This is a genomic window from Novosphingobium sp. 63-713, assembly GCF_001898925.1.
In the GTDB taxonomy this organism is placed as follows: Bacteria; Pseudomonadota; Alphaproteobacteria; order Sphingomonadales; family Sphingomonadaceae; genus Novosphingobium.
On record NZ_MKVS01000048.1, the window covers coordinates 211,800 to 223,827 of the forward strand.

Annotated in this window: 9 protein-coding genes; 7 read left to right on the forward strand and 2 right to left on the reverse strand. The window is 61.6% G+C overall.

The features are described 5' to 3' along the window. Positions 1-21 precede the first annotated feature (21 nt). The 7 genes from BGP00_RS23315 (at position 22) to BGP00_RS23345 (ending at position 11,037) form a co-directional block, all read left to right on the forward strand. Entirely contained in the window at positions 22-2,496 is a 2,475-nt protein-coding gene (locus BGP00_RS23315; RefSeq protein WP_292691927.1) for a TonB-dependent receptor, read from the forward strand. A 238-nt stretch (positions 2,497-2,734) separates the two neighbouring features. Next, positions 2,735-4,699: an EAL domain-containing protein gene (locus BGP00_RS23320; protein ID WP_292691929.1), complete on the forward strand. Its 1,965-nt coding sequence runs from the start codon at positions 2,735-2,737 to the stop codon at positions 4,697-4,699. A gap of 90 nt (positions 4,700-4,789) precedes the next feature. Further along, complete coding sequence (locus tag BGP00_RS23325) at positions 4,790-6,262, forward strand: hypothetical protein (RefSeq protein WP_292923475.1); 1,473 nt, start codon at positions 4,790-4,792, stop codon at positions 6,260-6,262. A gap of 273 nt (positions 6,263-6,535) precedes the next feature. After that, on the forward strand, positions 6,536-8,842 hold the full coding sequence (locus BGP00_RS23330) for a TonB-dependent receptor (RefSeq protein ID WP_292691932.1): 2,307 nt from the start codon (positions 6,536-6,538) through the stop codon (positions 8,840-8,842). Positions 8,843-9,129: 287 nt separating this feature from the next. After that, positions 9,130-9,891 carry a hypothetical protein gene (locus BGP00_RS23335; protein ID WP_292691934.1) on the forward strand — a complete coding sequence of 254 codons (762 nt, stop codon included), beginning with the start codon at positions 9,130-9,132 and terminating at the stop codon, positions 9,889-9,891. Between the two features lie 472 nt (positions 9,892-10,363). Further along, positions 10,364-10,579: a hypothetical protein gene (locus BGP00_RS23340; RefSeq protein WP_292691936.1), complete on the forward strand. Its 216-nt coding sequence runs from the start codon at positions 10,364-10,366 to the stop codon at positions 10,577-10,579. Next, positions 10,576-11,037 (forward strand): hypothetical protein, encoded by a 462-nt coding sequence (locus BGP00_RS23345; protein ID WP_292691938.1) that lies wholly within the window; start codon positions 10,576-10,578, stop codon positions 11,035-11,037. Before BGP00_RS23340 ends, BGP00_RS23345 begins: the two co-directional genes overlap by 4 nt. Before the next feature lie 153 nt (positions 11,038-11,190). On the opposite strand, the gene BGP00_RS23350 is transcribed toward BGP00_RS23345, so the two are convergent. Together BGP00_RS23350 and BGP00_RS23355 are read right to left on the reverse strand one after the other, a co-directional pair. Then, positions 11,191-11,493 (reverse strand): hypothetical protein, encoded by a 303-nt coding sequence (locus BGP00_RS23350; RefSeq protein ID WP_292691939.1) that lies wholly within the window; start codon positions 11,491-11,493, stop codon positions 11,191-11,193. 78 nt (positions 11,494-11,571) lie between these two features. Further along, positions 11,572-11,901, reverse strand: coding sequence for a hypothetical protein (locus BGP00_RS23355; protein WP_292925901.1), 330 nt, complete (start codon positions 11,899-11,901; stop codon positions 11,572-11,574). Positions 11,902-12,028: the final 127 nt, after the last annotated feature.

The following is a 12,028-nucleotide window of genomic DNA, read 5'->3' on the forward strand; positions in this document are numbered from 1 at the left end:
TATCGTTCAAGGGGCCGTAACATGAGCAAACATTCCATCCAGACGCTGCTGGCGACCAGCACCGCGCTTGCCGTCTGCCTGATCGCCAATATCGGCTATGCCGCAGCCGCCGAAGTGCCGGCCGACGTGCCCGCCGCCGCCGGGACCGCCGATGACCAGTCCACCTCCGCCAATCAGGCCGGGCAGGCCAATGACCGCCAGTCGCTGACCACCTCGGACATCATCGTCACCGGATCGCGCACCGCCGAGGCCGCCCCGCTGACCGCCTCGCTGACCACCACCCAGCCGCAGGCTGCGATCAGCCGCGAATTCATCGACAATGCCAATGCCGCCTCAGACTTTAACGAGCTGATCGCGCTGACGCCGGGCGTGTCGATTTCGGGTACCGGCAACGGTCAGGGCTTCTCCGAAACCAAGGCGACGATCCGCGGTTTTCAGGATGGCGAATATAACGTCACCTATGACAGCATCCCCTTTGCCGACACTAACAACCCCACCCACCACTCGACCTCGTTCTTTCCCACCACGACGATTGAAACCATCGTGGTCGATCGCGGCCCGGGCAATGCCAGCCAGTTGGGCCAGGCCACCTATGGCGGCAACATCAACATGTATTCGCGCGCCGTTTCCGACAAGCAGGGCGTGATGGGCGAGGCGCTGCTGGGCAACTGGAACAGCTTTATCGGCCGCGCCGAGGTGCAGACCGGCAAGATCGACAAGTGGAACGGCGCCAAGTTCACGCTTTCAGGCCAGTATCTGAAGTCGGACGGCGCGCTCACCTATTCGCCGGTGATGTCGAAGAACCTGTTCTTCAAGGGCGTGATCCCGATCGGCACGTCGAGCAAGCTGACCATCCTCTCGACGTGGAACCGCAACTACTATTATCAGTCCGACGTGCTGAAGGGCACGACCTGCGGCGCAATGCAGCCGGGCAATGTCACGCTCAAGGCCACCAATTGCACGGCCACCTCGAACATCGGCATGTACGGCCTGAACTATGGCCTGAGCAATGATCCGACGCGTCAGGACTATTGGAAGTACAACCGCACCGACAAGACCACCGACTTCTCCTATCTGCGCCTGCAGAGCGATCTGTCGAGCAACCTCAGCCTCGACAACCGCGTTTATATGTATGGCTATACCAACAACACGATGAGCGGAAACACCAGCACGGTCGTCACCGGTTTTTCGGGCGCGGGCACGGCCGCCTCGCCATACAAGGCCATCACCGACCCCAGCCAGATGCCCGGCTACAACAAGCTGAACAAGTATCGCGTAATCGGTTATATCGGTCAGGCGGATTACGCCTTCGGTTTCGGCAAGGCCAAGATCGGCGGATGGTATGAACACGCCAACACCTGGCGCCACACCTGGGATTTCAGCTGGACCACCGGCCTGCCCAGCTATGACCAGAAGTTCTACAGCGGCGCGGCCAGCACGGCGGGCTATCCCTCAACGGCTCTGGCCAACATCAAGTATGAGCAGAATTCGAGCTGGGACCAGTTCCAGCTGTTCGGCGAACTGGAACTGCGCCCGGTCAGCAATCTGGCGATCACGCCCGGCGTGAAATATGTGAACTTCAAGCGCGGCGTGAATGCGCTGGTCAACGCCGACAGCTATCGTTCGCCCGCCAACTCCTCGGCCACCTGGACCAAGGCGCTGCCCTTCGGCACGATCAACTGGCAGCCCAAGACCAACTGGTCCTTCTATGGCCAGTATGCGCAGGGCATGTATGTGCCCGACCTGTCGAGCTTCTATACGCCTTCGTTTGACGCGACCACCGCCGCCCAGTCGGCCACCGCCGCCGCCGCCGTCAAGCCCCAGACCAGCACCAATTATCAGGTCGGCACGGTCTGGCATGGCCGCAAGGTCTCGGTTGATCTTGATGGCTATATCATCAATGTGAACAACAAGATCGCCAGCGCCACCGACACCACCGCCTTTTCCGGTACGCTGGTCAACATCGGCACCGTCCATTACAAGGGCGTCGAGGGCCAGATCGCCTATATGCCGATCGAGGGCCTGACCGTGTTCGGCAACGGCTCGTATAACTATGCCCATTCCGGCACCACCAGCGCCCAGATCGCCAAGGCGCCCTTCAGCACGGCGGCCGCCGGTTTCATCTACAAACGCAAGGGCCTGCGCGTGTCCTTCAGCCAGAAGTTCACCGGCCCGCAATATGCCACCGAACTCTTCACCGTGAAGCAGTCGGTGAACGGCGTTCCCACCACGGTCACGCAATACACCACCACGGACGGCATCCGTCTCTATCGCATCAGCCCCTATTCGACCGGGGAATTCGCGATCAGCCAGGATATCGGCGAGCACTTCCGCATCGGCGCCACCGTGTCGAACGTGTTCAACAGCCGCGCGATCACAGCCATCGCCAATGGCGGCACCACGCTGGTGGGCGGCAAGACCTATTATGCCGGCGCCGACCAGTTCAGCTTCCTGCCTCCGCGCTCGTTCATGGTCGATGTCCGCGTGAAATATTGATGCAGCCACCGCGTCGGGCCGGTTGAGGCCCTGATCCGGCGAAAGCCAAGGTGAAACCCCCGCTCCGGCCACGGCGCGGGGGTTTTACTTTTCCGGGTCGGCGCCCTTGCTGGACATATTACTCTTTTCTCTCCAATATCATCCGCGATCCAACCTAGGCCGTCGCTAGAGGCCTTTTCACCAATGGCGGCCCATAATGCTGACGATCTGGCTGGCGCGCACGAAAAGGAGAGGACGCTTGCTGCTATCGCGTCTGATCCGGTGGTTTGCAGATATCGGAACCGATCCGGACCTGGCGGTCTATCAGGCAGCGTATCTGCAAAGGCAGGTTCCGCTGCTCTATGGTCTGTTGCTGATCAACTCGTTGGCCGTGGCCATCACCCATCGCGCGCAGGCCCCCCTGTCGCTGACATTCATCGCGCCCGCCGTGCTTTTCCCGATCACGCTGATCCGCATGGTCCACTGGCTGCGCACCTCGCGCAGCGGGCTGCCCAGCCCTGCGTCGGCCAAGCGTCAACTGCGTCTGGTCACCATGGTGGCGGCGCCGATTGCGGCGGCCTATGCGGGGTGGTCGCTGTCGCTGGCCCCCTATGGCGGGCCGTTTGAACAGGCGCATGTCGCGCTTTACATTTCCACCACGGTGATCGGCTGCATCTTCTGTCTGGTGGTCCTGCCCCAAGCGGCGCTGCTGGTGGCGATATCGGTGCTCCCGGCCTTCATCATCTTCTGCTTCAGCAAGCGCCTGCTGACCTTTGCCACCATCGGGATCAATGTCACGCTGGTGCTGGGGGTGCTGTTGCGGGTGCTGTTCAACAGTTTCGAACATTTCCGCAGACAGGTGGAAGCCGGCTGCCTGCTTTCGACCCAGCATCACGAACTGCAGCGGCTGAACGAGGAAAACCGCAAGCTGGCGATGACCGACAGCCTGACCGGCCTGCCCAACCGGCGCCAGTTCTATGCCGATCTGGACGCCTGGACGCAGCAGTCCACCGGGCCGTCCTTTGCGGTGGGCGTGCTCGATCTGGATCGATTCAAGCCAATCAACGACACCTATGGCCATCAGGTCGGCGACCGGCTGCTCGAAGCCATAGGGCGGCGCCTGCGGGCCACCGCCGGGCCGTCTGTGCAGGTCTATCGGCTGGGCGGGGATGAATTCGGGCTGATCGACACCCAGGTCGATGACTTCGCGCGCACCTGCGAGCGCCTGCTGCAGCAGGTGCGCGCGCCGCTGCGCATCGGCGAGATCGTGCTCTCGGTGGGCGGCTCGCTGGGCGTGGCGCAATATCCCGATGCCGGGACAAAGGCGTCCGACCTGTTCGACCGGGCCGATTATGCGCTCTATCATGCCAAACATGTCCATGGCGGCGGGGTCTGCCTGTTCACCCCCAGCCTTGAAACCGCCGTGCGCGCCGACCGCGCCATCGAGGCCGCGCTTCAGGCCAGTTCCTTTGAGGAGGAATTGTCCATCGTGCTCCAACCCATCGTCGAATTGGCCAGCGGGCGGCTGAGCGCCGTCGAGGTGCTGGCGCGCTGGTCGAACCCGATGCTGGGCGAGATTTCCGCGATGGAATTCATCGCCATTGCCGAACGTTCGACCGCGATCCATTCGATCACCCGCGCCGTGTTCAAAAAGGGACTGAAGGCCGCGCGGCAATTGCCCGATTGCGTGGCCGTGTCCTTCAACATCTCGGCCTGCGACCTCACCTCGGCCAGCACGCTGGCCTTTATCCGCGACGAGATCGCATCGGCGGGCATCGCGCCGTGCCGGATCTGGATCGAGGTGACCGAAACCGCCGTGATGCGCAATGCCGAGGCCGCCGCGCAGGCCTTGCAGGCGTTTCGTGATCTGGGCGTGGGCATCGCGCTGGATGATTTCGGCACCGGCTATTCCAGCCTCGGCTATGTGCAACGCCTGCCGCTCGACAAGATCAAGATCGACCGCAGCTTTGTGCGCGCGATGGACACCAGCGAAGGCAGCACGATCACCTCGGCGGTCATCACCCTGTGCCACACGATCGGCCTGACCTGCGTGGCCGAGGGCGTGGAAACCGAAGCCCAGCGCCAGACGCTGGCCGAGGCCGGATGCGAACATGCGCAGGGCTATCTCTTCAGCAAGCCCCTGCCGCTGAGCGAACTCCTGCTGCGCTGCGCCGATGTGCAGGCGTCCTGGCTCAATCCCGACCAGCGATCCGCCGTCGCCTGAGAATTTCCGCGCCTCGACATGCCTGACGGCGCGTTAACCTAATTTGCGCAAGCCTTCCCTTATGCTGGGCCCATGGATGGGAATGGCGTCTTGGCGCAAAGGAATGGCGGACTGTCGCTGCACTGGCTGATGCTGGTCCTGCTGGGGCTGCTCGGCCTGATGCAGGTGGGTCTTTGGGCCTTTCTGGGGCTGCCGTTGTGGTGGTGGCTGGCGGGCAGCGCGCTGGGGCTGGCTGCCATAGTGGGCGTGGCGCGCGCACCGGGCTGGAGCGGATATGTTGCATGGCGCGAACTGGCGGTCTGCGCGGCGGTGGCCATGGCGGTGCTGCTGTTGGGGGGCGAAGGGCGGCTGACCTATGCCAACACCGACTGGCAGGTGCGACTGGCGGTGCTGCGCGATCTGACGGTGAACCCATGGCCCTTTGCCTATGATGTCGCGGGCGGGCCGATGGTGCTGCGTGCTCCGCTGGGCATGTATCTGGGGCCTGCGCTGACGGGCAATGTCCGCGCCGCCGAATGGGCCTTGTGGGCGCAAAACAGCCTGTTGCTGACGCTGGTGCTGGCGGCCGGATCGACACTGTTCGAGGGCGGGCGGGCCAAGGCTGTCGCGCTTGGGGTGTTTCTGGGTTTCAGCGGCATGGACATCGTCGGTCAGGCGTTGGCGGGCCAGCCCCTGACCCTGCATCTGGAGCAATGGGCCGGGTTTCAGTTCAGCGCCCCAGTCACGCAAATGTTCTGGGTGCCGCAGCATGGGCTGGCGGGCTGGATCTTTGCGGCGGCCTATCTGGCATGGCGACGGGGCAAGGCGCCGCGCCTGCTGCTTGCGGTGATGATGCCGTTTCTGCCGCTGCTTTCGCCATTGGCGGCGATCGGCTGCGTGCCCTTTGCGCTTCATGCCTGCGGCCGGTCGTTGTTGTCGCGCGATATCCTTTGGGCGGCATCTGCGGCGGGGGCCGCGCTGCCGGGGCTGGCCTATCTGGTGGTGGCGGGCGATTCGGTCGGCGCTTCGGCCACGCCCCTGCCCTTGCATTCCTATCCGATCTTCATCCTGCTGGAGATTGGCGCCTATCTGCTGGCTCTGCGGCTGCGGCCCTCGTCCGGGGCCTATGGCGCGGCGACAGCATGGATCGTGGTCGCCTCGCTTTTGCTGATCCCCTTTGGCCGGGTGGGCGGCGGCATGGATTTCGCCATGCGCGCCAGCATTCCGGCACTGGCCATTCTGGCGGTGCTGATCGCGGAAATCCTGGTTCAGCCTGCCAAGGGGGCGGCAAGGCTGGTCGCCCTTTGCGCATTAACCATCGGATTGGCCACACCGATAGGCGAGATCGCCCGCGCCATCGCATGGCCACGGGCGCCGGAAGTGGTCTGCGGCTATTACGGCGTGGTGCCCTCCGGCGCTGCCACCTATGTTGCGCCGCTGGCGCGTTTTCCCGCCGCGATCAGGCCCGGTGGTGAACAAGGCGCCATTTTGCACCGCCCTCATGACCCCGCTTCCTGCTGGCAAGGCCCATGGCCCGATGCGGTGACAGGGCAGAATGTGCAGACCCATCCCGGACGCGGATAGGCACACATCGGACCAATGCATTAACCTTTGCAAGCCCTTGCTCCGTTGCACAAATGATACGCTGTTGCAGCAAAGCGACGGCGTTGCGGCGAAATAACGGGGAAAATGCGTGGAATGCTCCTAACGCGCGACGGGAATGTCATAATCCCAGGCCAAGTCTGCATCCGCAATGGCGGAGCGGCCGCAGCCGCGATTGTGCCATTTCATTGAAACGCGCCGGTGCGACACAGCCCGACGCCGTATCGGTTTTCGAATTTGTTGAGGGAGCAATCCATGAAAACTTCGCTTCATAAAGGCGTGATCTCGCGCCGGGCTCTGGCTCTGGCCGGGCTGATCGCGCTGGCCCCCGCCCATGCGCAGGCCGCCGAGACGACCGAGGGCGCCAATGACCCCAATGTCATCACCGTGACCGCCCAGCGCCGCAGCGAAAACCTCCAGAATGTGCCGATCAGCGTGGCCGTGCTGCGCAGCGACGATCTGGCCGCGCCGCGCGCGGGCGGCGCCGATTCGCTGCTCAGCCTGTCGGGCAAAGTGCCCAGCCTCTATGTGGAATCGACCACCGGGCGCATCTTCCCCCGCTTCTATATCCGCGGCCTTGGCAACGTGGACTTCTACCTCGGCGCCAGCCAGCCGGTCTCGATCATTCAGGACGATGTCGTGCTTGAGCATGTCGTGCTCAAGTCGAACCCGGCCTATGACGTGGCCCAGGTCGAAGTGCTGCGCGGGCCGCAGGGTTCGCTCTTTGGCCGCAACACCACGGCGGGCATCATCAAGTTCGACAATGCCAAGCCGACCAAGAACTGGACCAGCCATGTCGACGCCAGCTGGGGCAGCTATAACACGCAGAGCATCGAGAGCGCCGTGTCGGGCCCGATCGCCAAGGACGGCACGGTCTCCTTCCGCCTCTCCTCGCTCTATCAGCACCGCGACAATTGGGTGACCAACACCTACACCGGCCCCAGCGCCGACGGCACCGTGGGCGGCGGCAAGACGATGGGCCGCTTTACCGAAAGCGACACCCGCTTCCAGCTGCAATTCGACCCCGATTCCGACACCAGCATCAACCTGACCACCAATTACCGCCTCTATCAGGGCACCTCGACCCTGTTCTATCGCGGCTCGCTGGCCAAGGGCAGCAACAAGACCGTGGCGGGATGGAACCAGAAGCAGGTTGCCTATGACGAGGCGCAGAACAACCCGCAGAACTATTCCACCTATGGCCAGACGCTGCGCGTGCGCCACGATTACGGGAATGTGTCGCTGACCTCGATCACGTCCTATCAGGGCGCCGATGGCTGGTCGCGCGGCGATACCGATGGCGGCGCGGCGGCCAATTTCCCCGTCAATGGCGCGCCCAACGGCTATGGCCAGTCGCAGGGCCGCCTGCGCGGGCTTGATCAGTGGACGCAGGAAGTGCGCCTGGCCAGCAAGGACAATGCGCGCTTCAAATGGCAGGTGGGCGGCATCTATTTCGATGCGCGTGATGACACCGAATTTGACCAGCGCGGCTATTTCCTGAACACGGCGGCCTATAACCCGAACAACTGGGTGCTGCTGCACAATATCAACACCAGCTGGGGCGTGTTCGGTCAGGCTTCGTACAAGCTGGACGACCGCCTGACGGTGACGGGCGGCATCCGCGTGACCAATGACACGAAGAAGACCGCGCTGCTGAAAACCGCCAATACGGCCGCGGGCGTCTCGACCTATACGGGCCGCACCTATGTCCGTCTGGCCGACACCCAGCCGAGCTGGGATCTGAGCCTGCTGTATAAGGCCAGCGATGATGTGAACCTTTACGCCCGCGTGGCGCGCGGTTTCCGCGGCCCCACGATTCAGGGCCGCTCGGCCGTGTTCAACAGCGATTTCACCACCGCCGGCAGCGAAACCAACACCAGCTGGGAAGCGGGCATCAAGACCACCGCCCTTGGCGGCGCGCTGCACTTCAACCTCACCGGCTTCTACTACACCGTCAACAACATCCAGCTCAACGGCAATGACAGCAACGGCAACGGCGTGCTGTTCAACGCCAACAAGGCGGTGGGCTATGGCGGCGAGGCCGATCTGAGCCTGAAGGCGGGCAACCTGACGCTCAGCTCGGGCCTGTCGCTGCTGCATACCGAAATCAAGGACAGCAACGTCTATGCCCAGACCTGCGGGCTGAACGGGGTGCAGGTCTGCACCGTGTACAACACCGGCGGCTTCACCAAGGGCACCGGCACCGGCACATCCTATTTCGTGCCGATCAACGGCAATCCGCTGCCCAATGCGCCGACCTATAACCTGAACCTCTCGGCCCGCTATGACGTGCCGGTGGCCGCCGACCGCAAGCTCTATGTGGCCGGCGATTGGAACATTCAGGGCAAGACCAGCTTTGTGCTTTACCGTTCGGCGGAATTTACCGCCAACGGCAACAATGAACTGGGCGCGCGCATCGGCTATGCCACGCCGCATTACGAGATCGCGGCCTTTGCCCGCAATCTGCTCAACAAGCACAATCTGATCGGTGTGATCGAAAACTATATGGCGGGCGTTTACAACGAACCGCGCATCTTCGGCGTCTCGCTCAGCCTGCGCTGAGATCGGGCGTTAAAGCCATAGGAAAGCCGGGGTGGGTTTGGACCTGCCCCGGCTTTTTTTGTGCGATAGGTGGCCGATACACCCGCCGGGCATGACATGGCGCTCCCCGGAAGGGGAAGATCAAGCCAGTTTCAAAATCAAGGGATTGGTGGTGAGCCCAGCTGTTCCCCTGTCATCCCATTTAATCAATCGCTTAATCCGGCAAATTGCCCAAATCGCCCTGACGCATTTCTGCGGGTTTCCGGGAAAAATGGCGAACCGTTTTCCGGCCGATTTGGACCCCGCGCATGAGCGGCTATGCCATCGGCGACCTGGTAGGCTGGCAGGTCAAGGCGCTGGAAAAAGGCGGGCGGATCAGTGATCGCGTGCGCCGCGAGAGCTATGACGAAAACGACCGGCGCGCGCGGATCTTCCGCCCCATTTGCGGCGGGCGTACCGCCGACGCGCTGCGCTGGCGCGACAAACTGCTCCAGGTCGCGCGCGAATATAACACGCTGCACAAGCGCAAGGGCGAACGGGAAGGCCCGTTGGGCAGCAATGGCCTTTGGGTGCTCGAGATCCTGCTCTCGCTGGTCGATTTCACCTCGGGCCGATGTGATCCCGCGCTCGACACGATCTGCGCCAAGGCCAAGCTGGCCCGCGCCACGGTGGTGCGCGCGATCGATGCGTTGCAGGACCATGGCTTCCTGCAAAAGGTCCGCCGCACACGCAAAACCGGCATGGCCCCGACCGAAGGCCCGCAACGCCAGCAGATCAGCAACGCCTATGCCTTCGCCGTCGCGCTGAGAGACAAGGTGCGCCAGCGCTTTCAGCAACTCGTCGGCGGGCACAAGCGGGCGCAGGAGATCCGCGAGGCCAAGGAACGCGAGGCGCAAGAGCGCGCCGAAGCGTTGGCCGCCCCCACCTCGCGCCTGGGCAGCATTCTCCTGCCCGATGATCCCAGACTGGCGCGTGAACTCGACCGCCTCGGCGCCCACTTTGAGGCCCAGACTGCGAGTTCAGTCACTGGGGAGTACCCCGCCCTAGAATCTAAGGGAGAAAAGGAATGATGCAGCTCAGGGCTGCATCATGCGTCATTGGACGATAAAGCGCGCGCGGACAGGTCAAATTAGGCCCCTGCGGCGGTGCTTGCGGCACCGTTGAACGGAGCGGCATAGCCGCTCCTGAGCTTCCCAGAGGGGAAGCGGGCAAAGTTTGCGCCAGAGCGGCGGGCGTTACCGATGCGGAGAGGTTTTGCGCACAGAAACGCACGGATGGCCCGCACCGGCCATCACATCGAAATGTGCGGATTTCGGGCATTTCCGGCCGTATGGCTGCCGCCCATTATGCACATTTTCCGATGAAAAAGGCGAAAGCGAGGCGTGGGGGCGAGGGCGTTTCGGCAGGAGGCATGGCGCGCGAAGAGGCGCGGCGACGGGCGCGCGCCGCCGACCGGCCAGCGCAACCGGCTGATGGGATTGAGGGCGCTTGTAGACCTCGCGCGGTCCCGCCAGTGAAAGCGATCGCCCTTGGAATTACGCCATGATCTTCAGACCCAGCTTGGTGGCTTGCCGGGAGTATGAACAACCGGCGGCTTTCGGTCCTTACCGCGAACAGTTCGAGGCGGCAGGAACGTTAGGGGGAGCGGACATTCAAAAGCCAGCTTTGATCATTGCGCCAAGAGTCGCGGTTCCGGAAACGACACCTTCACGGAAATTTATTGGCAACCAGCTCAAAAACGATACATTTTTAGCATGATCAAAGCTCTGCTATTGCCCGCCATCGCCACCCTTGCTTCCGCTTCACCTGTTATTGCCGGACAGGATGCCGCGCTGCGAGAATATGCAAGGTCCACCCTTTACCTTGAGAATTACGACTGGACGGAGCACGACCTGAACGGAGATGGTCGCCCGGAACAGTTCCTATATGCCAATACTCCCGAATGGTGTGGAAGCGGCGGCTGCACCCTTTTTATCGTGGAAAAGCAATCTCAAAAGTTTCGTGTCGTTATGCGCTCGACGGTGACTCGGCTTCCTGTCGGAGTCCTGCCAGAAAGCACGAAGGGATGGTCCGACATTGCCGTTAAGGTTGGCGGCGGCGGGATTCCTGCGCACATGGTCCGCTTGCGCTTCAATGGCGTAAAGTATCCGAGCAACCCTTCATTGGCGCCCACGCTTCCACAAAAATCAGAACCCATGCTCTTGATTGAGAAATGAATGAATGGCGGAAATGTTGTCGGCACCGGAAAGGCATTTTTCCTGCCTAAGGGGCCGATAGCTACCCTCCTCGACAAATCTAACCCACTGGCAGCTATGCCTTATGCCTCCGGGATAGGTCATGGGCGGAAAGGTTAGGGGGAGCGGACAACCTCATCGAGATGGAAATGGACAAACTGGGATGCCAATAACAAGAAACATCAAAATGTATCCAAATATCCAAAGTGGAATAAATGAGTTTCTCATTTTTTGACGATCGGCAATTGGCTGAACAGATCGCCAAAGCAAGTTTGCTGCAGTAAGAAGAGATCCTGCGGCTACACTTCCTATGCCGACATTAAAGTCATTAATGCCACAATGCCACTCGCCCCATCCCACCACTAAAAACATTGCGACAAAGGCTGCTAACACGCCGCCAAGAACATATATTATGACCGCGATGGATTTCCTCAGCATGGTGTATGTTTGCCGCCAAACTCAAACGTCCGCAATCGTGTCGTGTCCGGAACGGCGCTTATCGTCGGAATATGATGGTTAGCTGCCACTCTGCCTTAAACGAGCAAACCAACCGATCATGGATGCACACACGGCAAGCGCGACGACCCACACTATGTAATCAGCTTTGAAGGAAAACTGCAGAGCCAATGGGATAACCGTGAAACCAATCAGCATCAGCGCCCCAGGGAGCCACCATAAACCGCGAGCAATCAGAACGATAAGCGAGGCAAGCGCGAATACCACAAACAGCATCAATGCCGTCGGAACTTTCGTTTGATCGGACCGCCAATCAAGGTTCAGATAGAAGATCCAGTAGCTTATCGTGAGCACTACGGCATAGGTGACGAGAAATGCGATCCGTTTCATCCAAAGATGATTGCAGCCGATCCGATTGTCCGCAAGTGATGTCGTGGACGGCTCTCCATCCCCGCGGAGTCGATCTAATCTGCTCCGGTAGAATGGAGGAGAAGTGCCATGACGGAAGTACATGTGG

Excerpts from the sequence above, each read along its gene's own strand:
- BGP00_RS23315 (WP_292691927.1), top strand. The coding sequence starts at position 22 with ATGAGCAAACATTCCATCCAGACGCTGCTGGCGACCAGCACCGCGCTT.
- BGP00_RS23330 (WP_292691932.1), top strand. The coding sequence starts at position 6,536 with ATGAAAACTTCGCTTCATAAAGGCGTGATCTCGCGCCGGGCTCTGGCT.
- BGP00_RS23335 (WP_292691934.1), top strand. The coding sequence starts at position 9,130 with ATGAGCGGCTATGCCATCGGCGACCTGGTAGGCTGGCAGGTCAAGGCG.
- BGP00_RS23340 (WP_292691936.1), top strand. The coding sequence starts at position 10,364 with ATGATCTTCAGACCCAGCTTGGTGGCTTGCCGGGAGTATGAACAACCG.
- BGP00_RS23345 (WP_292691938.1), top strand. The coding sequence starts at position 10,576 with ATGATCAAAGCTCTGCTATTGCCCGCCATCGCCACCCTTGCTTCCGCT.
- BGP00_RS23350 (WP_292691939.1), bottom strand. The coding sequence starts at position 11,493 with ATGCTGAGGAAATCCATCGCGGTCATAATATATGTTCTTGGCGGCGTG.
- BGP00_RS23355 (WP_292925901.1), bottom strand. The coding sequence starts at position 11,901 with ATGAAACGGATCGCATTTCTCGTCACCTATGCCGTAGTGCTCACGATA.